A 26,200-nucleotide genomic window follows, 5' to 3' on the forward strand; every position below is an offset into this window, starting at 1 on the left:
ATATGAGCGAATAATAAATTATGGCATTATTCAAAAACGGATTTGTTGTGATAATTAAACATTCTTGCTAAAATCGTCTTATCCTTTTTAAAGTTCTCGACAATGTCTATCTAATTTCCTGTTCTTCTGCCAGGAAATTCATATATCTTTGAGGAAGTAAGGTGAATTGTGATGTTTAGTGTCGAATCATACAAGGGAACCCGTGAAGAAAATTATCAATTATTGATTAAACAGCTCTCTGCTCTTCTTGAAGGAGAAACAAACAGCATTGCCAATCTAAGCAATGCATCAGCACTTCTTAATCAATTCCTGGACCGTACAAACTGGGTAGGATTTTACTTGATGGAAGAAGGCGAGCTGGTTCTTGGGCCATTTCAGGGTCTGCCGGCATGTGTAAGAATCCCCCTTGGTAAAGGCGTTTGCGGGACAGCTGCCAGGCAAATGGAAACAGTCCGTGTAGAAGATGTCCATCAATTCCCTGGCCATATCGCCTGTGACGCAGCTTCGCAGTCTGAAATCGTCATTCCGCTTGTCAAAGAGGGCAATCTTCTTGGTGTGCTGGATATTGATTCTCCAGAAAAAAACCGGTTTGATGAACTTGACCAAAAATACCTTGAAGACTTCTCGGAAGTGCTTGTATCATTCCTTTAACGGAATGGCAAAAAGGAGATGACCGTATCTGAGGCCATCTCCTTTTAGTATTAGACTCCTTCGAGTGCCTGGGACAGATCATCCCTGATATCTTCCCACGATTCAAGTCCAACTGAAAGCCTCAGCAGAGTATCTTCAATGCCCATCTTTTCACGTGACTTCTTTGGAACCACTGCATGAGTCATCGTAGCAGGGTGCTGAATCAATGTCTCAGCATCTCCAAGGCTCACGGCAATTTTAATTAGATTCAGCCGGTTCATAAATTCCTGAGCAGTCTCTTTATCCCCCTTTAGAGTAAAAGAAATCATCCCGCCAGGTCTCCTCATTTGTTTTTGTGCAATTTCAAAATCTGCATTATTGCTGTCTCCTGGAAAATAAACTTTTTCTACCTTTGGATGCTCCAATAAGTATGATGCAAGCTGTTTCGCATTGTCACAATGCCTGTCGAGTCTGACTGCAAGTGTTTTCAATCCACGTAGAAGCAGCCAGGCATCAAAAGGTGAAATAATGCCTCCAATGTCTTTTTGAGTCGTCATGGAGACTTTACCCAAAAATTCTTTAGACCCAATTACAAGCCCGGCAACTACGTCACCATGACCCCCGATGTATTTTGTCGCACTATGAATGACAATATCACAGCCCAGTTCTATCGGATTCTGCAAATATGGCGAACAGAAAGTATTATCAACTACAACTGGAATTCCTTTCTCTCTCGCTGCTTCTGCAACGATTTTCAAATCCACCAATTTCATTGTTGGATTTATTGGAGTTTCAACATATATACAGGCAGTTTCCGGTTTAATTTCATCAAGCAGCTGCTGCTTTGATTTCATAGCTGAAAAATCATGGCTGATTTTATACTTTTCATCCATCATCTCCAGGAGTCCAAATGTACAGCCATAAACTCCCTGAGAACATAAAATATGATCACCTGTTTTGGTTAAAGCAAACAGGACAGCTGAAACTGCAGCCATACCAGACCCAAAAGCAAGGGCTGCTTCTCCTTTTTCCAGAGCGGCCATTCTTTCTTCAAGCATCTTAACTGTTGGATTTCCCAGACGGGAATAGATATAGCCTTCTTCCTCACCGGAGAAACGCTTTTCTCCCTGCTGTGCTGTCTCAAATGTAAAAGTTGAAGTCTGGAATATTGGCGGTGCGAGGCTCCCCTTGAACCTTTCAGCATCGTATCCTTCATGGATGACCTGCGTCTCGAAGTTAAACCGATGTTTCCTATCCATTCTACCTCTCCCTTTCACTGCAAGCGCTTACATTATTATCTATAATAAACTTCTCTTTCAGCATATGATAATAGTATATTTTTTGAAAGTATTTTGTTTTGGAAAAATATCAATAAAGACTGCCTTTCCATAAGGCAGTCCCTAGATAAATGAATCTGCAGCCGACTCAATGATCACTTTATTTTTCCCTGTATTTTTGGCGGTATATAATGCCCTGTCAGCCCGTTTAAACAGCGCAGCATATGAATCATTTTTCCCCCTGCTCCAATACGAAACACCGCATGAAATGGTTACTTGGGGATCTGTGATTTGACATACCTTTCTGACAAGCCGTTCAGCAATGAGCGATCCCGCCGGCAATGAAACACCGGGCAGGTAAAGAGCCAGCTCCTCTCCGCCCCATCTTGCACCTATATCAGTGCTGCGGATATTGCTGTTTATTAAATTGGCAACTTGAATAATGATTTCATCGCCAACCTGATGTCCGTATGTATCATTTACCAATTTAAAATCATCTATATCTACAAGCATAAATGTTCCTTCATGATCTTCATTCATGGACTGATGAATCCGATCATCCAGATAACTTCGCGAATATAGCTTTGTTAAGTGATCCGTTACAACCATCTTTTCAAGCTCTTCTCTCAGCATTGAATTGGTAAAGGCAAGTGTGGAATGATGAATCAAAGACTGGAGCAGCTTGAATGTTTCAAATGAAAAATGATAAGGAGAACTATGCATGACCAGGGCAAACCCCTTTAATGCTCCAGATTGGGTCATTGGAACAGCCATAATGGATTTGTAAAAGCTGGCCGTTCCCTCGAACTGTAAAGAAAAATCCCCAATAAAAAGAGACTCTTTCTCTTTGATGATCTTTGTCTTTATATACTGAATATAGATTTCTGCCTCTTTGGTTTGAAAAAATTCAGTGCTGCCCTGGATTATATTCACATCGGCACTATCAGAAGATATCAAGATGAAACCGGCTTCTTCAGCATCAAAGGAATGCAGAATCTGATCTGCCATGAAGTTCATGGTTTCTGTCAGACGCAAATTCGAATTCAGGCGGTGGGATGTTTCGTTAATTAATTGAAGGTCCGCTATCAATCGCTTGGATTGCTGATAAAGCTGCGCATTTTCCAGTGCACTGCCTGCAGTATTGGCCAGAAGCGTGATAAATTCAATTTCATTTTTAGGGAATATGATGGTATTAGGAGCTATGACCTGAAGCACTCCATAAACCCCCTGTTTCCCTTTTAATGGAGCATATAAGACAGAGCGCATTTCCTGCAGGGAATCTTCAAATTGAACAGCCCCTGTGACATATGCCTGCATGGCCGCGATGTTTTCGCTGTCATATTCAAGGTCTCTAATGGGCAAATCCCCATGATTATTGTTATCCTGGGACAGCAGAAGATAATAGGTAAAAGTGGGGTACATTTCCTGTAAAGTATAAATAATTTCCCCCAGCACCATATCCATATCCATTGAGGAATGGAATTTCTCTGTAACTCGATACAGCTGTTTATAGCGTTTTTCTTCAGATGCAATTTTGGCCAGACCCTGGGCTTTATCAAGAAATTGCCCGCATTCTTCGCTAAGCTCCTGAAATACTTTTTCTGGATAGGAATGAAAACAGCCTGATTCACCTGTTAAAATCATGCATCCCAGCAGCTGGCCTCTCTTTACAAGAGGAATCATGATTTGATCTTCCTTAATCTCAGTGCCTAAACTCTGCAATTCTCTGTTTTTGTTAGCCCATCTTTTTAAATCACCTGAAAAAGCAGGTGAAAGCAAAGCATCCGGGTTCGTGGCAGCTTCTGCAAAGAACTCCTGCTTCCATTCATTAAAGACGTACAGAGTTATTTCATCAGCTCCGGTAAGGGCTTTAATGGCAGAAAGCATTTCATTCAGTAATTTTTCATAGTGAAAGAAACCGTTCTCCGTATCGATAATGTCAAAAAATCGGCTTTTTAAATTAAGTATGATTTGGCGTTCAAGTGTATCCATCTTTATTATCACCCATCAAATGTCTCAGATCATGAATCTTTAAACCAATAAGGTATATTATAACGGACCAGAATTAATATTTTCAGCATACATGTGGCTATTTCGTTTCAACTTTCCTATATTCATATCTTTTAAGATAAGAAATCGACAAAAATACACATTAAAATAAAAAAAACGAAGCCGCCTTCCTTTAATTAAACAATTCCAATTTTTTCTTTATTATATCATATCTTGCAAATGGACTCTTTATAAGTTTTCTAATTTCATGTGAAATATGGCAAAGGACAAAAACTTCGCTTATAATTTAAACATCCTTTAAATATGAAGGAGTAAAAAATAAAATCATCTTGACTTTTATCCTTTAAAAATTATATAATACTCCTTGTGTAAAATATTGCAGCCTATGTGAGCACCTTGATGCACTCATTTTGTTCCTCAACCAGAGTTTTCTGGGGATGGGGTACTGTGTAACCCTCTGCTGCTAGGGCGAAGGTACATGAAAACAAAATGGACATGATTGTTGTGCGCATCTGTTTCTGTTTTTATTTTACCCAAATAAAAACACAAAAGGAGGAGTCTTAAATGGCTCGTTATACTGGTCCAAGCTGGAAATTATCCCGTCGTCTTGGAATCTCTCTAAGCGGAACTGGTAAAGAATTAGAAAAGCGTCCTTACGCTCCTGGACAACATGGTCCAAACCAGCGCAAAAAATTATCTGAATACGGATTACAATTGCAGGAGAAGCAAAAGCTTCGTCATATGTACGGAGTAAATGAGCGTCAATTCCGCAATTTATTCGATAAAGCTGGCAAAATGCCTGGTAAGCACGGTGAAAACTTCATGATTCTTCTTGAATCACGCCTTGACAACGTGGTTTACCGTTTAGGTCTTGCACGCACTCGCCGTCAAGCTCGTCAGCTAGTTAACCATGGTCACATCATGGTTGATGGATCTCGCGTTGATATTCCATCATACCGCGTAGCACCTGGTCAAACAATTACACTTCGCGAAAAATCTCGCAGCCTTGACATCGTTAAAGAAGCAATCGAAGTAAACAACTTCGTACCTGACTTCGTATCTTTCGATGCAGACAAGCTAGAAGGAACTTTCACTCGCATGCCTGAGCGTTCTGAACTTCCAGCTGAAATCAACGAATCTCTAATCGTTGAATTCTATTCTCGTTAATAATAGTAAAACTGCCGAATACATTTCGGCAGTTTTTTTTCTGTCTGGAAAATTCCTGGGTTGTGCAAAAAGCCCTCCGTCACAGGAGGGCTTACATTTTAGTATTTAATTAAAAAGTATTTCTTCTTTCCGCGGCGAATGACAGTAAATTGGCCTTCAATCTTGTCCTTATCAGAGAGTGTGTAGTCAAGCTCCGTTATGCGTTCTCCATTTACTGAAACAGCTCCATTCGTCACATCTTCACGTGCCTGGCGTTTGGATGGAGAGATTTTGGCAGCAACAAGCAAATCAACGATCCCCAATTCTCCGCCTTCTGAATGCTCATAAGATGGAACATCCTTAAAGCCTTGTTTGATCTCTGAGGCCGAAAGGTTTTTAATTTCTCCGCTGAATAACGCTGCTGTAATCTTAATAGCCTGTTCCAATGCTTCATCCCCATGGATCAGGCGTGTCATTTCTTCAGCAAGTGCTTTTTGGGCTTTGCGGAGATGCGGTTCTTCCTGAACAGCTTTTTCAAGGCCTTCAATTTCTTCACGGTATAAGAATGTAAAGAACTTAAGGTATTTGATTACATCCGCATCTGCTGTGTTAATCCAGAACTGGTAAAACTCATAAGGAGATGTTTTCTCCGGATCAAGCCAGATTGCTCCGCTTTCCGTTTTGCCGAATTTAGTTCCATCCGCTTTCGTAACCAGAGGGATGGTCAGACCATATGCCTTGGACCCTTCAGGCGCCATTTTGCGGATGAGCTCAAGGCCGGTTGTGATATTCCCCCATTGGTCGCTACCGCCAATCTGCATTTTGCAGTTATGGTTCTCATATAAATGAAGGAAATCCATTGCCTGCAGGATGGTGTAAGTGAATTCAGTAAAGGAAATTCCCGTTTCCAGTCTGGAAGAAATGGTGTCTTTAGCGAGCATGTAATTGACTCCGACATGTTTCCCGTAATCACGCAGGAAAGTAACGATATCCATGGAGCCTGCCCAATCATAGTTGTTAACCATGATTGCACCATTTTCACTTTCAAAATCAAAAATTCTTTTTAGCTGGTTCTTTATGCAGTCCACATTATGCTGTACAGTTTCCAGCGTCTGCAGCTTCCGCTCTTCGCTTTTACCGCTTGGATCTCCAATCAGGCCAGTGGCTCCGCCTACAAGAACGATTGGACGATGGCCTTCTTTTTGAAAGCGCCTTAAAGTCAAAAACGGCAGAAGATGCCCAATATGCATGCTGTCAGCTGTTGGGTCTACACCGCAGTATAAAGAGATTGCCTCTTTTCCGAGAGTGTTCTCAATGCCCTCTTCATCTGTCTGCTGGTAAACAATCCCTCTCCATTGCAAATCTTCAAGTAAACTCATCTTAACTCCTCCTAATTAACGGCTATTTTCAAGGCATTAACAGGGTATCACCCATACAAAAAACGCCCCTGCAAATATGCAGGGACGCATGATCATTTTTGCGCGGTACCACCCAAATTGAGGACAGCTGTCCTCCACTCTTTCAGAATAACGGATAATCCGTCCACTGCTATAACTGCTGTGCAGGTTGACAGTGAAAGCTCAGGGAGGTAATTCATCCTTCTATTTGTACCGGCTCGCAGCGAACGCCGGCTTTCTGAAACAGGGATAGAAGCATTACTGGGTTCCCATCAATGCCTGTAAAATATTTTAACGTCTAAGATAAAACATTTTTATCATAAAAATCAGCCAAATGTCAAATGCCTGTGCAAAAAAAGGAAATTTCAGATAAATGGCGAACCTTGTCATATTACTATGTCGCAATATGCTATAATAGATGTGATTTAGGGGGATTGATATGATGAAAGAAAAGTTTCAGATGTTATTTGATAAATTAAGGCAAACTCCGGGCCTTTTCGGGAATAAAAAAGCAGCTAAAGGAGCGAGTATAACGTACCAGGTTATCTGGAATCTTACTTTGCTCTTTATCATACTGGCTGTCGTTGGCGGTGCATTCGCGGGAGGACTTGGAGCTGGTTATTTCGCGTCGCTGGTAAAGGATGAACCCATCCGATCCTATGCCAGCATGAAAAAAGATATTTATGACTATGAAGAGACATCGCAAATATACTTTGCAAATAACGTATATTTAGGAAAGCTGAGAACAGACCTTGAACGTGAGGAAATTAAGCTTGATGATGTTTCGGAACACTTAATTAACGCAGTTGTCGCTACTGAAGATGAATATTTCTACGAGCATGACGGAGTGGTGCCAAAAGCGATTATGCGCGCACTGTTCCAGGAAGTAACAAATTCATCTGTTCAATCCGGCGGAAGTACACTTACACAGCAGCTGATAAAGAACCAAATCTTAACGAATGAAGTTTCTTTTGAAAGGAAAGCAAAAGAGATCCTGCTTGCTTTGCGACTGGAGAAATTCTTTGATAAAAAAGAGATATTGGAAGCCTACCTGAATGTATCTACCTTTGGAAGAAATGCATCCGGACGTAATGTTGCCGGAGTTGAAGCAGCTGCCAAAGGCATTTTTGGGGTGAGTGCTAAAGAATTAACTTTGCCTCAGGCCGCATTCATAGCAGGGCTGCCTCAGAGTCCATTCGGCTACACTCCTTTTACAAGGGAAGGAACGGTCAAAGAGAATCTGGAACCAGGTTTCTCGAGGATGAAAACCGTTCTGAAAAGAATGTATGACGATGGAAAGATTGACCAGAAGCAATACGAGGAAGCTTTGGCTTACGACCTGACCAAGGATTTCACAACGCCTTCAGAAAGCCCATTGGAAAAGTATCCATATTTGACGTATGAAATTGAAGAACGTGCAGTAAACATCATGACTAAGATTCTCGCAAAAAATGATGGATACGAAGAGCAGGACTTAAAAGAAGATGACGAGCTCCGAGAGGAATACAGGACTCTGGCAGACCGGACGATCCGCCAGAATGGCTTCCAGATCCATACGACGATTAACAAAGATATTTATGATAAAATGCAGCAGGTGAAAAATAATTACCCTTATTATGGGCCAGACAAACCTGAGACGATTAAGGACCCGGAAACCGGTGAAGATAAGCAAATCATGGAGCCCGTAGAGGTTGGTGCCATATTGATTGAAAATAAAACCGGTAAAATCATCAGCTTTGTCGGCGGACGCGATCACAAACGCGAGCAGCTGAATCATGCTACAAGCGCTCTAAGGCAAAATGGTTCAACCATGAAGCCGCTTTTAGTCTATGCTCCTGCAATGGAACTTGGAAAAGCAGCGCCCGGCACTATTCTGCCTGATGTGCCGCTATACCTAAGTCCAGGATTAAATAGGCCTTGGCCAAAGAACTATACGAATACCTATAGCGGGCTCGTCTCAGCCAGACATGCACTCAAGCATTCATACAATGTCCCAGCTGTTAAGCTCTATAAGGATATAGTCGGACAGCGGCCTGCCGCTTATCTGGAAAAAATGGGCTTTACCTCTCTGATCGGCCCTGACTATACAAACTTGTCTACATCCATTGGTTCTTTGGAATATGGGGTAACCGTTGAAGAAAATACGAACGCCTTTACTACATTTGCCAACGGCGGGAAGTTTGTTGACGCCTATATGATTGAAAAAATCACAGATAAAGACGGGAACATAATATTCCAGAATAAATCCGAGCCTGTTGATGTATTTAGTCCACAGACAGCGTACCTTACAATCGATATGATGAGAGACGTTATTAACAGCGGAACTGCCACATCGATTAAGAGCAGATTGAAGTTCAGTTCTGATTGGGCAGGGAAAACAGGTACTGGTACTGAATTCATAGATGCATGGTTCGTGGCATCCAACCCGAATGTCACTTTCGGCATATGGTCAGGATATGATACGCCTAAATCATTAAAAGCCCCTGGACCGCTAAGCTATAGTTTGCGCAATAACTATCTCTGGGCGGATTTGATGAATGCAGCATATGACGTCGCACCTGATCTTGTTGATCCGAGCGAAAGCTTTAAAATGCCGGGCGGAATCGTAAGACGTTCATTCTGTGCCATTTCAGGCCTGCTTCCTTCTGAAGCTTGCTCAAGAGCCGGTCTGGTTGAAACAGACTTATTTAATGCAAAGTTTGTTCCAACAAAGGTGGATGATAGCCTGGGCAATGGAAAACTTGTCAGAATCGGCAACAAGAAATATATGGCGCTTGATTCAACTCCTGAAGAATTTACAGAGCCGGGATTGGTTGTGAATCCAGATTATATCGAAAAGCTCTTCGGAATTAAGGCGAATCCAAGCGACCTTATTCCGAATAAAGAACGCTGGAAGAGCATACTGACTAGCGCTGACCAGCTCAAAGATAACGGTAAAGCACCCGCATCCCCAGGCATAAAAGCTTCTGGCGAAACTATTACTTGGGGTGCACATCCTGAAAATGATGTAATTGGATACCGCGTCTATAACGGCGGCAAAAAAGTTGGTACGATAAAAGCAGGTTCCTCCCTTAGCTTTAAGGCTGGAAGCGGCTCGATCCATGTAACAGCCGTTGACATTGCCGGCAGAGAGTCTGCTCCTTCCAATGTAGTAGAAATCGGCAAAAAGCCGGAAGAAGAAAAACCGAAAGAAGAGAAGCCTAAAGAAGAAAAGCCGAAAGAGGAGAAACCTAAAGAGGAAAAACCTAAAGATCCTCCTCCAGCCGAGGAAAAGCCTGATGCTGAGAAACCATCAGAACCCAGTGAAGGTGAAGAAACTAATTAAAGAAAAGCAGAATCCCATTGGCCCAAACAGGGCTTGGGATTCTGCTTTTTCTTTATAGAAATAACAATTGCCAAAAATATATTCTGGATACTTTACTAAACAATATTATCAAAGAGTTTATAACTATCAGGCTTGAAACAATAACAAAAACCGCTGCTCATTTATGCAGCGGTCTCCTCTATTAATCTTCCATTGTAGACAAATCGCCAGTTGGCAGGTCCAGTTCCCATGCTTTAAGCACCCGGCGCATAATTTTGCCGCTTCGGGTTTTTGGAAGTTTGTCGCGGAATTCAATTTCACGCGGGGCAGCGTGGGCAGCAAGGCCTTTCTTAACGAATTGGCGGATTTCTTCCACCAGTTCTTCAGAAGGTTCATGTCCGTCTCGTAAAGCAACAAATGCCTTTATTATTTCACCACGGACAGGATCCGGCTTTCCGATAACTCCAGCTTCTGCAACAGCTGGATGTTCGATCAGCTTGCTCTCTACTTCAAACGGCCCTACACGTTCGCCAGATGTCATGATAACATCATCTACACGACCCTGGAACCAGAAATATCCATCTTCATCCATATATGCCGAATCTCCCGAAACATACCAGTCACCTGGCATAAAATAAGATTCATATTTTTGCTCGTTATTCCAGATGGCATTCATCATGGAAGGCCAGCCTTTTTTAATCGCAAGGTTCCCCATGCGGTTTGGCGGCAGCTCATTTCCCTGATCATCGACAATGGCTGCTTTAACACCCGGAATCGGCTTACCCATGGATCCCGGCTTAATTTCCAGGCAAGGATAGTTGCAGATGAGCTGTGCACCTGTTTCTGTCATCCACCATGTATCATGGATGCGCATATTGAATACTTTTATACCCCATCTGACAACTTCAGGATTTAGCGGTTCCCCGACACTGAGGACATGACGGAGGGAGCTTAAATCAAACTTTTTCACAACTTCATCGCCCGCCCCCATCAGCATGCGGAAAGCGGTCGGAGCACTATACCAAACCGAAACGCCATACTCCTCAATCATTTTATACCAAGTCTCCGGATTGAATCTGCCCCCGACAATAAGGTTTGAAGTCCCTGTCAGCCACGGGCCGAAAATGCCATATGAAGTACCGGTTACCCAACCAGGGTCAGCAGTGCACCAATATACATCTTCTTCTTTTAAGTCGAGCACCCATTTAGCCGTCTGATAATGCTGAATCATTGCATTATGTACATGCAGAACTCCCTTTGGCTTGCCTGTAGAACCGGAAGTATAATGCAAAATAAGGCCATCTTTTCCGTCAACCCATTCAATTGGAAGCTTTCTGCTTGATTCAGCCATTCTTTTATTAAAGTCCACATATGGGCCTGTTTCCTCAATATTTTCCCCAACAAGGAAAACATGCTTTAAGTCAGGCAGCTGGTCAACAGGCACACGTTCCAAAAGCTCAGGTGTTGTAATCAGAACTTTTGCTTCACTGTCATCAAGTCTGTCACGGACTGCTCCTTCCATAAAGGCTTCAAACAGGGGACCCACAATGGCTCCCAGCTTAATAGCTCCCAATACTGCAAAATAGAGTTCAGGAGAGCGCGGCATAAAGATGAAAACTCGGTCTCCTTTCTCTACATCCCCATATGCTTTTAATGCATTTCCCGCTTTATTGGATAGTTCCTTCATTTCTTTGAATGTATATTTCTCATTTCTCTGTCCATCGCGATAATAAAGGGCAACCTTATTTTTTCTGAAAGATTCCGCATGACGGTCAATGGCCTCATAGGCCATATTCATGCGGCCGGTTTCTTTCCAGGAAAATTCTTTTTCCGCATCAGCCCAGTTAAAATTTTCATAAAGCTCATCATAGCTTTTTAAATTGAAGTCCCCTTGTGTTACTGGCAGCGCTTCCACTTTCATATATCGTTATCCCCCTTATTTAAGATTTGATATTATTATAGTATAAACATTATATTTTCTCAATTTTTAAAATTTTAGAGTGAAAAAAATTACTTATGAACCAAATAATAAATTGTCACAAACTTTTTTAAATTACACAGAAAATTATGTGAAAGCGCTTTATCCTCCGTGTTTTTATGTATAATAGAAGTTACATTGATCATGTCTATGGCGGTGAATAAATGGAACATAAAAAAACGTATAATGCAAAAGAATTAAAAACAGCCAAAGGAAAATTAATCATTGAGGGGCCAATTTCATCTGAAAAATTGGCAGATTATGAGTTTCATAAAGATCTTGTTGCTTTCAGGCCTCCGGCTCAGCAGCATAAAGCCCTGGTTGAAATTGCGGGATTGCCGGAGGGAAGAATTATAGTGGCCCGTGACAGACATACCATTGTCGGCTATGTTACTTACTTGTATCCAGACCCTCTTGAGCGCTGGTCTGAAGGGAAAATGGATAATTTAATCGAATTGGGTGCAATAGAAGTGATCCCTGCTTTCCGAGGTTCAGGGACAGGCAAGAACCTGCTGAAAGTATCCATGATGGATGACGCAATGGAAGACTATATCGTGATAACGACTGAATATTATTGGCATTGGGATTTAAAAGGAACTGGCCTGAATGTATGGGAATATCGAAAAATCATGGAAAAGATGATGAATGCTGGCGGTCTTGAATGGTATGCCACAGATGACCCTGAAATCAGTTCTCATCCTGCAAATTGCCTAATGGCCCGGATCGGAAAAAGAGTGGACCAGGATTCAGTGCAGCAATTTGACCGCTTGCGCTTTATGAATCGCTTTATGTATTAAATCTTATTAACAGCGTCAATACATAATTCATGCCTGTATTCAGACTATTTTTTCGGCATGAATGTATCTCCATATATTTTATAAGGAGGCATTTAAAGTGATTGTTGAAGAAATTATGAAAACGGATGTCACGTCCTTGTCAAAAGAAGACACCATTGCCGACGCCATAAGAATTATGAACGAAAAAAGAATACGGCATTTGCCTATAATAGATGAAGCGGGCAGATTGCAGGGACTTGTAACAGATAGGGACATTCGTGATGCCACACCATCTATTTTTCATACAGAACTATTTAAGGAAGATCTGCAGCGACCATTAAAAATGATTATGAAGACAGATATCATCACGGGACACCCTCTTGATTTTGCTGAAGAAATTGCTGCGGTTTTTTATGAACAGCGGATTGGCTGCCTGCCAATATTAAACGATAATAAGCTGGTTGGAATTGTCACAGAAACCGATTTGCTTCATACGCTAGTTCAATTGACGGGAGCTCATCAGCCAGGTTCGCAGATTGAAGTGAAGGTGCCAAACAGGGCGGGCATGCTGTTTGAAATCGCTGAAGTCATCTGCAAAAGAAAAGCAAATATTCAGAGTGTCCTTGTTTACCCTGACAAAACGGATGATAAATACAAAATACTGGTGATAAGGGTACAGACTATGAACCCTACGCTTGTAGTTGAAGATTTAAAAAAAGCAGGCCACCATGTTTTATGGCCCAGTCTGCCGGGGATTTCACTATGACACATGATTCAGTATTTGTTTTTTCGGAAGACCTGCTGAACTATAAATTCAGCAAAAATCATCCTTTTAATCAGATAAGGCTGAAACTGACACTCGAATTGCTCAAAAATATCAATGCCATCGATGACTGTCATATTATTCCCCCGCGCCAGGCTTCCGATGAAGAGCTTCACTTGATTCATGATCCTAATTATGTGAATGCTGTCAAGCTTGCCGGCCGGGGACAGCTTCCTGAGGATATCTGCGAAAACTATGGTCTCGGAACAGAAGACACACCTATTTTTCCAAACATGCACGAAGCAAGCTCCCTTTTAGTAGGAGGCACTCTGGCAGCCGTTGATGCAGTCATGAGCGGACGTGCTAAGCACGCACTTCACCTTGGCGGCGGCCTTCACCACGGTTTTCGGGGAAAAGCTTCTGGATTTTGCATCTACAACGATAGCTCCGTAGCCATAAAATATATACAGGAAAAGTATAAAGCCCGTATTCTGTATGTGGATACAGATGCCCATCATGGTGATGGTGTCCAATGGTCATTTTATGATGACCCGGATGTATGCACCTTATCTATTCATGAAACAGGCAGATACCTTTTCCCCGGAACCGGAAATGTAAATGAACGAGGACAAGGGAAAGGATATGGATTCTCTTTTAATATTCCCGTGGATGCATTTACTGAAGACGATTCTTGGCTTCACGCATACCGTACAGCTCTTCGGGAGGTTGCAGAATTTTTCAAACCGGATGTGATTCTGACGCAAAATGGTGCTGATGCACATTATCTTGATCCTCTTACCCATTTGTCATCTACTATAAAGATTTATAGGGAAATTCCGAAACTGGCCCATGAAATTGCCCATGAATATTGTAATGGGAAATGGATAGCCGTCGGCGGCGGCGGTTATGATATTTGGAGGGTTGTTCCCCGGGCATGGGCCATGATATGGCTTGAAATGACTGAAAACTCTAATTGTTACGGCAATATACCGGAGGAATGGATAAACAAGTGGAAAGAACACGCCCCTGTCCCTCTTCCCCTGGAATGGGACGATCCGGCTGATTTATATAAGCCTATCCCCCGTAAGAGCGAAATAACTGAAAAAAATGCCCGGACAGTGGACAAAGTCCTTTATCCCATCCGGAACAGATCAATGACAGAATCTTTATAAGAACAGCGGCCGGGAACATTTTACCGGCCGCTGTTCATTTCTGCATAAACAAATAAACAGGTCTGACTATTACCAGACCTGTTATCAATTATGAATATTGTTATCTTCATTAAATTTCGGATCAGAAATAATGATTTCAACACGCCTGTTTTTCTCCCAATTCTCCGGTCCGGAATTAGGGACGATAGGACGGGTTTCCCCGTAGCCGACAGCCATAAACCTGTGGCTGTCAAGATTATGCTTTTCTGTTAGATATCTGATTACAGTACTTGCCCTGGCAGCAGATAACTCCCAATTGGACGGATATCTGTAAGTAGTTATGGGTCGGTCATCAGTATGTCCTTCCACCTTCACAAGGTTTGGCATGTTTGCTAAAAGGGTTCCTACTTTATCCAGGAAAGAGTATGAACTGTCTATCAGACTTGCATCTCCGGATTCAAATAAAACCTGTTCCTGCAGAACGAGAACGACCCCTCGTTCCGTCCTGTTTGCCACAATCACTTTTTCTAAGCCATTCTTATCCAAAAACGACTGAATCTCCATCAGAAGCTCATCAAGCGAATCGGATTGCCCGCTGTCTTCATTTTCTTTAATTTCTTCATTTTGTCCCGGGTTCTCTGCAGGAATGATAGACGGCTGGAAATCCAGCACCTGCCTGTCCCGGAAAGAATCGGATAATGCCTGAAACTTCATTAAATCAATCTGTGACATCGAAAACAGCAGAATAAAAAATACCAATATCAGTGTGACGAGATCGGAGAAAGTCACCATCCATCTTGGGGCGCCTTTTGGAGGCTCCGGAGATCTTCTCCTAGGCTTCATAATCCAGTGCCTCCCCCTCATTTACAGCTTTCTCCAAATCTCTCCGTTCTTCTGAGGATAAAAAGGCGCTCAGCTTTTCTTCCAATATTCTCGGATTCTGTCCGGATTGAACACCGATAACCCCTTCAATAATAATCTGCTTCAAAAAAACTTCCTTCTCTGTCTTTAAAGCCAGCTTTGCTGCCATCGGCAGAAAAATCAGATTGGCCAGCAGGGAGCCATATAAAGTAGTCAGTAAGGCAAGAGCCATATTGGGCCCAAGTGTGGAAGGATCATTCAAATTCTTCAGCATCAGAACCAGTCCGATCAGGGTCCCTATCATTCCCCATGCCGGTGCGTACTCTCCGGCTCTTTCGAGAATGCTTCTCCCTTTTCTGTGCCTCTCTTCCATCGCCATAATTTCGGCATTCATAATGTCAGTAATGACATCTGGTTCTATACCATCCACAGCCAGGTAAACGCCTTTCCGAATGAAAGGATCTTCCACCTTCTCGATTTCAGCCTCAAGCGATAACAGCCCTTCACGCCGGGCACGCTCAGAGAGTTTGACAAAAATTCCAATCAGCTCGCCAACGCTTTGCTCTTCACTGGAAAAAACCTGTTTAAAAACGGTGGCCATATGCCTGATATCTTTTAAGGGAAAACTTACAAGCAGCCCAGCTATTAAACCGCCCAAAACAATAAGAATTGAAGAAGGGTCAACAAAGGATAAAAAACCATCAGCTCCTCCATTCCACATGATTCCAAAAATCAGCATAGCAAGCCCCACCATTAACCCTGCCGGTGTTAAAATATCAAACTTTCTCATACTCTCTCTCCCTGATCCATTGCGAATTGCCTTTGTCTAATGGTTTATTTATGTCCTCGAAAACAGGTACGATTGCTAAAATTGGCAGAAAGAAACGCCTTTTAATTAAGGCGCTTCTCTTTCTTCCCTTTGTCTAGCTGCAGTGCCTAGCCCCTCGAGTCACTTCGGTCCAGATGCTGAAGTCAAAGAACGACTTCAACTTCTGGCCCTCCAGCGCTTGTCGGGGCTGGTCGAGGCGCTTCCGCTTTTCTTTTATATCGGCAAGTCCATTATTTTGTTGAGCTTCGTTCTTCAATTCGGTGAGGGAGTACAACAATTTGCTCATCGACTGATTCCTTATTCATAAGTTTCGTAAGCAATCTCATGGCAACTGCACCAATATCGTACAAAGGCTGTACGACTGATGTCAGCTGAGGACGGACCATTAATGCCAATCTGGTATTGTCAGAGCTGATGACCTCAAAGTCTTTCGGGATATTATAACCTTTATCCTCCGCCCCGTGGACAATTCCCAATGCCATTTCATCAGATCCTGCAAAAATAGCTGTTGGACGCGGATCTGCCTCAAGCAGCTTTTCAAAGGCTTCTATACCTGAATCGTACGTATAATCTCCTTCAACCACCAATTCATCGCGGAAGGGCACCTCAGCTTCTTCCAATGCCCGCTTATAGCCTGCAAGCTTTTTTTCCTGATTAATCGGCTCTCGGAGAGGTCCCACCACGATAGCAGCATCTTTATGGCCTTTTTCAATAAATGACTTGGTCACATCAAATGCTGCCTGTTCATAATTAATATTTACAGATGGGATTTTGCCTGTTTCTTCAATAGAGCCAGCCAGTACGATCGGAACTGGTGACTTTTCAAACTCTTCAACATGCTCGGACGTAATATTGCCGCCCATGAAGACTATTCCATCCACCTGTTTCCCGAGCATAGTATTGAGCAAGTGCAGCTCTTTTTCAATATTTTGGTCGGAGTTGCTGAGAATGATATTGTATTTATACATTGTCGCAATATCCTCTATGCCCCTTGCCAATTCTGCAAAAAAAGTGCTGGAGATATCGGGAATGATCACACCGACTGTAGTAGTTTTTTTGCTTGCCAATCCTCTTGCAACCGCGTTGGGGCGGTACCCAAGCCGGTCAATAACTTCCATTACTTTTTTTCTTGTTGCAGGCTTAACATTCGGGTTGCCATTTACAACACGAGAAACCGTTGCCATTGATACATTCGCTTCTCTTGCCACATCGTATATTGTTACATTCATTACTGACACTCCTTCTTTAAATAGCGGTCACTTCAATTACTTTATATTTTACAGCAACACGGCGTAACCTACTCATTTTTTATCCTAATTTGTGAGTGGTTACACATGTACAATTATGTATTTAATCATACGACAGTCCAGGAATTGCCGCAATGTCAAGGCTTGTATTTTTGAAAAAAACTTAAATTTGCACTTTAAATGCAAAAAAGAGCCTCCTGCAACTGGCAGAAGGCTCTCCATATTTAGATGGCTACACTCTCAGCAATGCTGAAGATTGAAGTTCAGCCATAAATTGATCAAATTGATTCAAGTCCATTTGCTGTGCTGAATCTGATAGGGCAACAGCCGGGTCTGGATGAACTTCTGCCATTACACCATCTGCGCCGATAGCCAGCGCTGCTTTTGCTGCTGGAAGAAGCAAATCTCTGCGGCCTGTTGAATGCGTAACGTCAACCAGTACTGGCAAATGTGTTTCCTGCTTAAGAATTGGCACAGCCGAAATGTCCAGCGTATTGCGTGTTGCACGTTCGTATGTGCGGATTCCGCGCTCACATAGGATGATCTGTCCATTCCCCTGGGACATGATATATTCCGCTGCATTGATGAATTCTTCAATTGTAGCTGCAATCCCGCGCTTTAAAAGAACTGGTTTGTTTACAGCCCCCGCTGCTTTTAATAGCTCGAAGTTTTGCATGTTTCTTGCCCCGATTTGAATGACATCAATATAATTTACAGCCGTTTCAATATCATTAGGGCTTACGATTTCAGAAATAACTGCCAGATCGTATTCATCTGCCACTCTTTTTAAGATTTTTAGACCTTCAAGACCAAGACCCTGGAAATCATATGGCGATGTTCTTGGTTTATATGCGCCTCCGCGAAGGAGCTTAAGTCCTTTTGCTTTTACAGCTTCAGCAACAGTTGCCACCTGCTCATAAGATTCAACTGCACAAGGGCCAAAAACAAGATGAGGATTGCCGTCCCCTACTTTTTCACCCTTTAAGTCTACAATCGTATTTTCAGGCTTCTTTTTGCGTGAAACAAGAAGCGCCTTTCTATGATCATCTTTTTGAAGTTCAAGACCTGCTTTAAAAATTTCCTTGAACATATGCTCAATTGTTGAATTTTCAAAAGGACCGTCATTATGCTCTTTTATCAAGTCCAGCATCTTGCGTTCTCGGACAGGATCATAACGATAAACCCCTTGTGTTTCCTTTACTCTTCCGATTTCCTGAACAAGTTCTGCTCTTTCATTGATCAAAGCTAAAAGCTGGAGATTCAGCTCATCCACTCGACCGCGAAGTTTATCTAGCTCTTTATTGCTCATTTCCTGTCCCTTCCTTTCGAATCTGAATTTAAGCCGTGTTGGTTTCAGGATGTATGCACATAGCGCGCATCTAAATGCGCACAGCGTTAAACATTTCCATCTTTCTCTTTTACGGCCTCTGGATATGTGATACATTTTTTATAATTAGGGTTATTATATATGAATTATTCAGACATGTCACGAAAAATTTCTTTATTAATTAAACGCTTTTAAGTGATAAAGCAATTTCAGGGCATTATTTAAGCATTCTATGACATTTTACAAAGAAGGTGTACTGCTTTGGACGAACAAAAAAAGCTTTTTGCACTGGATATCGGCACCCGCACGGTGGTCGGAATTATTCTCGAAGAAAACGGCGGGCAATATCATGTGAAAGACATCGTGATTAAGGAGCATGCAGAAAGGGCCATGCTCGACGGACAGATCCATGATGTACTGGCTGTATCAAAAATTATAGCAGAAATCAGGGATGAACTAGAAGCAAAACACGGCCCATTAAAAAAGGTGTGCGTTGCAGCGGCAGGCAGGGCTTTAAAAATAGAAAGATCTGAAACAGTTATCAGTATTAAAGGAAAACCGATGATGCAAAAGCAGGATATACTTCACCTTGAATTAAGTGCAGTTCAGCAGGCACAGGCAATGGCTGCTGAAAAGCATGAAACTGAAAAAAGCTATTATTACTATTGTGTTGGATATTCCGTTTTATACTATCGTCTTGATAGAGAAGAAATCGGCAGTCTGATTGATCAGCAGGGGGATGAAGCATCCGTTGAAATCATTGCTACTTTCCTGCCCAAGGTTGTAGTGGAGTCACTAATCTCAGCTCTTCAAAGGGCTGGCCTGGAAATGGAAGCTTTGACACTTGAGCCAATCGCAGCTATTAATGTGCTGATTCCTCCTTCGATGAGAAGGCTGAATGTTGCTCTTGTTGATATCGGTGCCGGAACATCCGATATTGCCATTACAGATATGGGCACAGTTACAGCTTATGGAATGGTGCCTGTAGCAGGCGATGAGATAACTGAAGCAATCAGTGACCAGCTTCTGCTGGACTTTCCTTTAGCCGAAAAGGCAAAGAGAGATTTGCATTTATCGGATACAATCACTGTCACGGATATTCTCGGCTTCCAGACAGAAGTCAGCAGGGAAGAAACAATTGAAAAAATTTCTCCTGCGCTTGAACGTTTGACAAATTCCATCTGCGATGAAATATTGCGGCTAAATAACAGGCCACCAAAAGCCGTCATGCTGGTAGGCGGCGGGAGCTTAACACCTGGACTTCCTGAAAGGATAGCGCAAAGATTGGGCCTTCCAGCGAATAGAGTCGCAATTAGGGGAATTGATGCCATAAGCGGGCTGAATTTACCGGATTTTACAGACAGAGGCCCTGAACTTGTCACCCCAATAGGAATTGCCATCGCTGCTAAAAAAGCTCCGGTCCAATATTGTACAGTTTACGTCAACGATCAGCCTGTCAGGCTATTCGAGGTCAAGAACCTGACAGTTGGGGATTGTCTCCTGGCAGCAGGCATAAAAATGAATAAGCTTTACGGGAAGCCCGGACTCGCCATGATAGTCAAACTAAATGGGCAAAGCGTTACGATTCCGGGAAGCCATGGAGAAGCTCCTGTCATCAAACGCAACAGCCTTACAAGTGCTTTGGATGAAGAAATCAAATCTGGGGATATCATTACTGTTTCAAGAGGACGAGACGGATTGCCTGCTGAAGTCCGCATAAAAGATTTGATTGATGAGGTTCCGGAAAAGTCAATCACTATTAACGGAAAGCAGTACACCATCCAGCCTGCCATTACCTGTAATGAAAAAGCTGCCTCGCTAGAGCAGATCATTGCTGATCGGGATAAGGTGGAGTGCAGGATTCCGGAAACGTTTGAAGGAATCTTAAGAATTTTAAACCTAAACGATTTATTAAACGAGCTTACGCCTTTTAGAATCAGCATTAATGAAAAAGAGACATTTCTGCCCCGCCATACCGGAAAGCTTTTTAAAAACGGCCTTGAAGCGAATTATCATAGCATAGTAGACGATGGTGACAATCTGCGGATTGAAAAAAGAAGCACACTAACAGTAAAGGAATTAGCAGATATTAAGCAGCTGGCACTTCAGCAGAGGATCCCGGTCATGTTTAACGGTAAGAAATTAGAGCTTTCCAGGGGAATACTTGAATTTCAGAGAGAAGGAGCTGTCCTCACCGAAGATGATCCCATTCATGCTGGAGATGCGATTACACTCGTGAAAAAACCAATGTCTCCCTTTATTTTTCAGGATGTATTCAGCCATGTTAGTGTAGATATGCCTGCAGCATCTTCCGGAAACTTCATTCTCTTAAAGAATGGGGAAAAGACATCTTTTCATGAACCTGTAGAGCCTGGTGATCACCTCAAAATTGTGTGGCCTGCCATAAATAATAAAAATTCAAATGTGAAGTATATATAGCAAACCCATCCGATTGGATGGGTTTTTTTATCTGTTCTCCTTCACAGCATTCACCAGGGAATCATATGTAATCTTCCAATGTGATGCATGCCAGGCAACATCTCCATTATTAAATAGGATGGCCTGAGGTGACTCATGTTTGATATGAAAAGCTTCTGCAATGTGATTTGACAAAGGACGATCTTCCTGAACAACTAGGTAATAAGCATTTACATCTTGATGCTCTTTCACATAGCTTTCATATTCATCATACGCTGCTCCGCTTACCGGGCAAGTGGAACTGTGTTTTAAAACCAGCAGCTGCTCTCCTGCTTCTACTGCTTGATCAAATGCTTCTTGGCTATCAAATTTTTTCATTTTCTTGCCTCCCCAACTAAGCCAGGCAAAGCCTCGCTCTTTAAATTAAATAACGGTGAAGTAATCGTACCACTTCACCGTTGTTTAAACAAATAATATTAATTATACTTTTGCTCGGTTTCGTCAAAAGCTTTTTTCGTCTCTTCCAGCTTCATTTGGATTTCCGCATCATTTACGGGTGCGTTCCCTTCTGCCTGGAATGTCTCGTTATTGATGGCCTCTCCATTTTCTTCGGCTGCGCCGTTTGCAGCAGCTTGTCCATTTTGAGCGTCTTTCAAGCTTTTCACTTTATTTACAAGTTCATTGGATTGTTTTGTTACCGTTTGAGTTAGCACATTTGTTTTTTCTTTTGCAGCATTAGCCAGTTCGGTACCTTTTGTCATAGCTGTTTCACGGTACTGTCCTGACTTTTCTTTTAATAGGGCAGCCTTTTCGCTTAAATCGCTCTGAAGCTCCTTGCCTGATTTAGGAGCCAGAAACAGAGCGGTAGCTGCGCCAACCATGCCTCCGATTAAGGCACCAATCATGAAATCTTTCGTATTAATGTTTTCATCGGTTTTGGGCTGATTTGAATCAAATTGAGTACGGTCTTGGCTATTCATTCTCTTTTTTCCTCCTTTTAATCTAGTATTTTGCTCTTTCTCTCTGGCGTTCGGGCGGAAGCATTTGTTTCTCGCTGACATTGTACTGATAAGGGTCTTCTTTTCTCATTTTCCACTTATCTTTAATTTCAAGGAGAACATTGCTCCACTGTACCACCTGTGAGATTTTATCTTTATTCTGTTCAAGCTGTGTGTTTACAGAAGATGTGATTTTCTGAATGGATCCATTAAATTTGCGGACAGAGTCACCAACTTCTTTTACCGCAGTTACGACACTGTTCAGGTTCTCAGATTTCTGCTGAATGTCTGTAGCCAGTGAATTGGTTTTATGCAGCAGGACAGTTGTTTCCTTCGTGACACCATCTAATTGCCTTTCAAGGCCTGCCAATGTGTGTGATACATTATCTAATGTCCCCTGTAAGGATTTTAACGTTTTCGCCAGATAAATGACCAAAACAAGAAATGCTATAGCAATGACTGCTACACTTAAGTATAAAATAATTTCCAATTCTTACACCTCCGGTTGTCTGTATACTAACTTTTTACCCAGATGCACTGCCTCTAAACCAGGAGTACATTAATAGATTCCACTTGTGAAGTCCAAATTCCTTCTCTAACAGGTATTTTCATCAGTTAAAGTAAATTTTAGCACAATTGGAAAAGGTTAAACAAAACCTTTCATTTCGGGTACAATAATAGTTGTCGGAAAAATAAATTTACTGGAGGTATTTATCCATGAAAGATCCCCGTATTGCAAAACTGGCAAAAAATTTGATTAACTATTCAGTCCGACTTCAGAAGGGTGAGAAGGTCCTTATTGAAAATTTCGGACTGCAAAAGGAATTAGTGACCGCGCTGGTTAAGGAAGCATATGCAGCAGGAGGATACCCGTTTGTTTCCTTAAAAGATCATCAGGTTGATCGTTCCCTGCTTTTAGGCGCACAAGAAGATCAATTCAATATGATGGCTGAGTTTGAAGCAAATGTTATGAGCAAAATGGATGCATACATAGGACTGCGCTCCGGAGACAACATCAACGAGCAGGCTGACGTGCCGGATGATAAAATGAAAATTCATGGATCAACCATCGGACAAAAAGTGCATAGAGAAATCCGCGTGCCAAAAACGAAATGGGTGGTTTTGCGTTATCCTAATGCTTCCATGGCCCAGCTGGCTAAAATGAGCACAGAGGCATTTGAAGATTTCTATTTTGATGTCTGCAATTTGGATTACGGCAAAATGGACAAAGCAATGGACAGCCTTGTGGAATTAATGAATAAAACCGATAAAGTCAAAATAACTGGCCCCGGTACTGATCTATCCTTCTCGATTAAAGATATTCCGGCAATCAAATGCTCCGGCCAAATGAATATCCCAGATGGAGAGGTCTATACGGCCCCTGTACGTGAGTCTGTCAACGGCGTCATCACCTATAACACTCCATCTCCATACCATGGTTTTACATTTGAAAATGTAAAACTGACATTCAAAGATGGGAAAATTGTTGAAGCGGAAGCGAATGACAGCGAACGCATCAATAAAATCTTTGATACGGATGAGGGTGCGCGCTATATAGGTGAATTCGCTATCGGGGTTAACCCTTACATTCTTCATCCGATGCAGGATATTCTGTTCGATGAAAAAATTGACGGAAGCTTCCACTTCACACCTGGACAATGCTATGACGAAGCCTATAATGGCAATAAATCCAATATTCATTGGGATATGGTTAACATCCAGCGCCCTGACTATGGCGGCGGTGAAATCTACTTTGATGATGTATTAATCCGTAAAGACGGGCGATTTGTCAATAGTGAACTTGAAGCATTAAATCCGGAGAATTTAAAGTAATAAGAAAGCTCCAGGCAGTTATCAACGTTTAAAATTATATTTAAAAAGGATGCTTCCTTAGCGGAGCATCCTTTTTTATGATTTATATTTGGTTTTCGTATGCCTGCTGGAATTTTTGGATATCCCCGGCACCCATAAACATAATTACGCTATCTTCATGATTCCTTAGTACAGCCGTTTCTTCTTCATTTAGAATTTGTGCATTGGGAATTTTGGCCTTTAAGTCATCAATCGTGAGTTTTCCATGGTTTTCACGGGCAGAGCCAAAGATTTCGCATAGGTACACTTTGTCAGCCAAATTAAGACTTGACGCAAAATCATCAAGAAAGGCCTGAGTCCTTGTAAATGTATGCGGCTGGAAAACTGCGACAACATCCTTCTCAGGATACTTTTGTCTGGCAGCTTCTACAGTCGCTTTAATTTCTGTCGGATGGTGGGCATAATCATCAATAATTACCTGAGAGCCCACTTTCTTCTCGGAAAATCTTCTTTTCACCCCTTCAAAGGAAAGAAGCTGTTCCTGAACAATCTTCGCATCGATCTCTTCATAATGACATAGAGCGATAACAGCTAAAGAGTTCAAGACGTTATGATCTCCATAGGCTGGAATAGAGAAAGTCTCATAGAATGTGTTGCGTACAAATACATCAAATGTTGTTCCTTCTGTAGTTTTAACTACATTGCGTGCCTGAAAATCATTATCTTCTCCAAAACCATAAAATACCACGGGCACTTTAGCCTGGATTTTTTGCAGCTGCTCGTCATCACCGCATGCGAAAATCCCCTTATTCACTTGCCATGACATTTCCTGAAAAGCAGAGAAAACATCTTCAATGTTGGCAAAATAATCAGGGTGGTCAAAATCAATATTCGTCATTATTGCATAATCAGGATAGTAAGAAAGGAAATGCCTTCTGTATTCACAAGCTTCGAAAACAAAATATTCCGCTTCCTTGTCCCCTTTGCCCGTACCGTCTCCAATAAGGAATGAAGTTGGTTTTGCGCCTCGCATTACGTGCGCAAGCAAGCCTGTAGTGGATGTTTTCCCATGAGCTCCCGTCACTGCAATGCTCGTGAAATTCTTCATGAAATCACCTAAAAAGCGATGATAACGTACAACAGGCAAGCCAAGCTTCATTGCTTCCTCAATCTCTTCATGTGTATCCGGATATGCATTCCCGGCGATTACCGTCATGCCCGGCTGTATGTTTTCCTTTTGAAAGGGAAGGATCTTTATTCCGGATTTTTCAAGTGCCACCTGAGTAAAAAAGTGTTTCTCAAAATCGGAGCCTTGAACCTGATAATTCATATCATGCAGAACTTGTGCCAATGCACTCATTCCAGACCCCTTAATACCTACGAAATGGTAAATAGTCATATAAAGAACCTCCAACCATCGTATATCTGTAAAACAGTATATGACATATATCTAGTTTTGCGCATATCCCCTTAGAAGACATGCTCCCATGACTGTGCTGCTAAGCTTTTCCGCTGTCACTTTTATATACTTACACTTTAATGTATTGAATCATTATATCATTAATCAATTCTAAAAACTATGTAACGTATTGCCAGCTATTTATTCCCCAAAAATAAAATACAAAACATTAGATTTCAGGAAGGCTCTCCACGTAAGGTCAGGCACTTTTAATTTTGACTTCGAAAAGGCCTCCGTTAAACGGTTAACTGCTTCATTACTTTGAATAGAGATAAATGGTCCAATAGGCAGATCATACATCTGGATTGGTATCCTTCTAATAAAATACCACCCTATTGACAGTTCCGGCCGGAACACCCCGTGCTGACTTAAGAGAAAAGAAGTGTTATCTTCCGCACCGGAGGCGGAGATTTCCTTTTGACTTACATCTAAAATCCTGATGGGTTCCATGACTGATGTTAAAAAGAGAGCCCCCTGAATGAGATCTGATTCTGAAAGCTGCCGGGAATTGTTTTTTATGAACAGACTAAACATAGTTGAGCCTTGAATGGTTTTATAATCAAAGAGAAACCAATCCTGAAAAACTTCCTGCTGAATAGGCGAAAAAGCCGCTTCAGGAGCAAGACCGAGTGTTTTCCGAAATAAATGCTTTGCCCGGACTTTCTCTCTGATATTAGCTGTCCGTTCCGTATAATCCTTGCTTAATGTGTATAAACGCAGAGCATTATTCTCTCCCTGGAGCTGTTTAGCTTTACGGAAAGAATGTAAATCCAGAATTGAGCCGTCCATATCCATTTAGGATGCTCCTTACTTTCTT

Annotated in this window: 21 protein-coding genes and 1 other annotated feature; of the genes, 8 read left to right on the forward strand and 13 right to left on the reverse strand. The window is 42.0% G+C overall.

Translation table 11 applies throughout. The features are described from left to right. The first annotated feature begins 171 nt into the window (after nt 1-171). Nucleotides 172-651 carry a GAF domain-containing protein gene (locus IRB79_RS23340; protein WP_243505330.1) on the forward strand — a complete coding sequence of 160 codons (480 nt, stop codon included), beginning with the start codon at nt 172-174 and terminating at the stop codon, nt 649-651. A 50-nt stretch (nt 652-701) separates the two neighbouring features. Here IRB79_RS23340 and megL read toward each other — a convergent pair whose 3' ends face one another. Continuing rightward, nucleotides 702-1,889, reverse strand: a complete 1,188-nt coding sequence (gene megL, locus IRB79_RS23345; protein ID WP_243505332.1) for a methionine gamma-lyase — start codon at nt 1,887-1,889, stop codon at nt 702-704. Between the two features lie 141 nt (nt 1,890-2,030). Next, entirely contained in the window at nt 2,031-3,899 is a 1,869-nt protein-coding gene (locus tag IRB79_RS23350) for a sensor domain-containing diguanylate cyclase (protein ID WP_243505340.1), read from the reverse strand. Nucleotides 3,900-4,481: 582 nt separating this feature from the next. Here IRB79_RS23350 and rpsD point away from each other — a divergent pair. Beyond that, complete coding sequence (gene rpsD, locus IRB79_RS23355) at nt 4,482-5,084, forward strand: 30S ribosomal protein S4 (RefSeq protein WP_009333317.1); 603 nt, start codon at nt 4,482-4,484, stop codon at nt 5,082-5,084. A 98-nt stretch (nt 5,085-5,182) separates the two neighbouring features. Here the strand turns inward: rpsD and tyrS are convergent, their stop codons facing one another. Continuing rightward, nucleotides 5,183-6,442 (reverse strand): tyrosine--tRNA ligase, encoded by a 1,260-nt coding sequence (gene tyrS, locus IRB79_RS23360; RefSeq protein ID WP_243505342.1) that lies wholly within the window; start codon nt 6,440-6,442, stop codon nt 5,183-5,185. A 77-nt stretch (nt 6,443-6,519) separates the two neighbouring features. Continuing rightward, nucleotides 6,520-6,745 (reverse strand) — a binding site (T-box leader). Nucleotides 6,746-6,899: 154 nt separating this feature from the next. Here tyrS and IRB79_RS23365 point away from each other — a divergent pair. Next, entirely contained in the window at nt 6,900-9,785 is a 2,886-nt protein-coding gene (locus IRB79_RS23365; RefSeq protein WP_243505345.1) for a transglycosylase domain-containing protein, read from the forward strand. Between the two features lie 181 nt (nt 9,786-9,966). Here IRB79_RS23365 and acsA read toward each other — a convergent pair whose 3' ends face one another. Continuing rightward, nucleotides 9,967-11,685 (reverse strand): acetate--CoA ligase, encoded by a 1,719-nt coding sequence (gene acsA, locus IRB79_RS23370; protein WP_243505352.1) that lies wholly within the window; start codon nt 11,683-11,685, stop codon nt 9,967-9,969. Between the two features lie 221 nt (nt 11,686-11,906). On the opposite strand from acsA, the gene IRB79_RS23375 reads away from it, so the two are divergent. From IRB79_RS23375 to IRB79_RS23385, 3 genes are all read left to right on the forward strand, one after another. Continuing rightward, nucleotides 11,907-12,539 carry a GNAT family N-acetyltransferase gene (locus IRB79_RS23375; protein WP_243505354.1) on the forward strand — a complete coding sequence of 211 codons (633 nt, stop codon included), beginning with the start codon at nt 11,907-11,909 and terminating at the stop codon, nt 12,537-12,539. 97 nt (nt 12,540-12,636) lie between these two features. Further along, the gene (locus IRB79_RS23380) at nt 12,637-13,284 is read left to right on the forward strand and encodes an acetoin utilization AcuB family protein (RefSeq protein ID WP_243505356.1); all 648 of its coding nucleotides are present in this window, start codon (nt 12,637-12,639) and stop codon (nt 13,282-13,284) included. Further along, nucleotides 13,281-14,453 carry an acetoin utilization protein AcuC gene (locus IRB79_RS23385; RefSeq protein ID WP_243505358.1) on the forward strand — a complete coding sequence of 391 codons (1,173 nt, stop codon included), beginning with the start codon at nt 13,281-13,283 and terminating at the stop codon, nt 14,451-14,453. Before IRB79_RS23380 ends, IRB79_RS23385 begins: the two co-directional genes overlap by 4 nt. Nucleotides 14,454-14,537: 84 nt before the next feature. Here the strand turns inward: IRB79_RS23385 and motS are convergent, their stop codons facing one another. The 4 genes from motS to IRB79_RS23405 form a co-directional block, all read right to left on the reverse strand. Beyond that, the gene (motS, locus tag IRB79_RS23390) at nt 14,538-15,275 is read right to left on the reverse strand and encodes a flagellar motor protein MotS (protein ID WP_243505360.1); all 738 of its coding nucleotides are present in this window, start codon (nt 15,273-15,275) and stop codon (nt 14,538-14,540) included. Continuing rightward, nucleotides 15,265-16,083, reverse strand: coding sequence for a flagellar motor protein MotP (motP, locus tag IRB79_RS23395; RefSeq protein ID WP_243505362.1), 819 nt, complete (start codon nt 16,081-16,083; stop codon nt 15,265-15,267). The genes motS and motP overlap by 11 nt, the downstream gene beginning before the upstream one ends. 269 nt (nt 16,084-16,352) lie before the next feature. Beyond that, on the reverse strand, nt 16,353-17,351 hold the full coding sequence (gene ccpA, locus IRB79_RS23400; protein WP_221878634.1) for a catabolite control protein A: 999 nt from the start codon (nt 17,349-17,351) through the stop codon (nt 16,353-16,355). A 250-nt stretch (nt 17,352-17,601) separates the two neighbouring features. Next, complete coding sequence (locus IRB79_RS23405) at nt 17,602-18,678, reverse strand: bifunctional 3-deoxy-7-phosphoheptulonate synthase/chorismate mutase (protein ID WP_243505364.1); 1,077 nt, start codon at nt 18,676-18,678, stop codon at nt 17,602-17,604. A gap of 279 nt (nt 18,679-18,957) precedes the next feature. On the opposite strand from IRB79_RS23405, the gene pilM reads away from it, so the two are divergent. After that, complete coding sequence (gene pilM, locus IRB79_RS23410; protein ID WP_243505371.1) at nt 18,958-21,135, forward strand: cell division protein FtsA; 2,178 nt, start codon at nt 18,958-18,960, stop codon at nt 21,133-21,135. Between the two features lie 27 nt (nt 21,136-21,162). Here the strand turns inward: pilM and ytxJ are convergent, their stop codons facing one another. The 3 genes from ytxJ to IRB79_RS23425 all read right to left on the reverse strand — a co-directional run bounded on the left by ytxJ (nt 21,163) and on the right by IRB79_RS23425 (nt 22,602). Continuing rightward, complete coding sequence (ytxJ, locus tag IRB79_RS23415; RefSeq protein ID WP_243505373.1) at nt 21,163-21,492, reverse strand: bacillithiol system redox-active protein YtxJ; 330 nt, start codon at nt 21,490-21,492, stop codon at nt 21,163-21,165. 98 nt (nt 21,493-21,590) lie between these two features. After that, nucleotides 21,591-22,094 carry a YtxH domain-containing protein gene (locus IRB79_RS23420; protein ID WP_243505374.1) on the reverse strand — a complete coding sequence of 168 codons (504 nt, stop codon included), beginning with the start codon at nt 22,092-22,094 and terminating at the stop codon, nt 21,591-21,593. A gap of 22 nt (nt 22,095-22,116) precedes the next feature. Continuing rightward, nucleotides 22,117-22,602 (reverse strand): DUF948 domain-containing protein, encoded by a 486-nt coding sequence (locus IRB79_RS23425; RefSeq protein ID WP_243505376.1) that lies wholly within the window; start codon nt 22,600-22,602, stop codon nt 22,117-22,119. Between the two features lie 227 nt (nt 22,603-22,829). Here IRB79_RS23425 and IRB79_RS23430 point away from each other — a divergent pair, with 227 nt between their 5' ends. Then, entirely contained in the window at nt 22,830-23,945 is a 1,116-nt protein-coding gene (locus IRB79_RS23430) for an aminopeptidase (RefSeq protein ID WP_243505377.1), read from the forward strand. Nucleotides 23,946-24,027: 82 nt separating this feature from the next. Here IRB79_RS23430 and murC read toward each other — a convergent pair whose 3' ends face one another. Both murC and IRB79_RS23440 read right to left on the reverse strand, forming a co-directional pair. Next, nucleotides 24,028-25,323 (reverse strand): UDP-N-acetylmuramate--L-alanine ligase, encoded by a 1,296-nt coding sequence (murC, locus tag IRB79_RS23435; protein WP_113882561.1) that lies wholly within the window; start codon nt 25,321-25,323, stop codon nt 24,028-24,030. A 201-nt stretch (nt 25,324-25,524) separates the two neighbouring features. Then, on the reverse strand, nt 25,525-26,178 hold the full coding sequence (locus IRB79_RS23440; protein WP_243505379.1) for a hypothetical protein: 654 nt from the start codon (nt 26,176-26,178) through the stop codon (nt 25,525-25,527). Nucleotides 26,179-26,200: the final 22 nt, after the last annotated feature.

It is taken from the genome of Cytobacillus oceanisediminis (genome assembly GCF_022811925.1).
In the GTDB taxonomy this organism is placed as follows: domain Bacteria; phylum Bacillota; class Bacilli; order Bacillales; family Cytobacillaceae; genus Cytobacillus; species Cytobacillus oceanisediminis_D.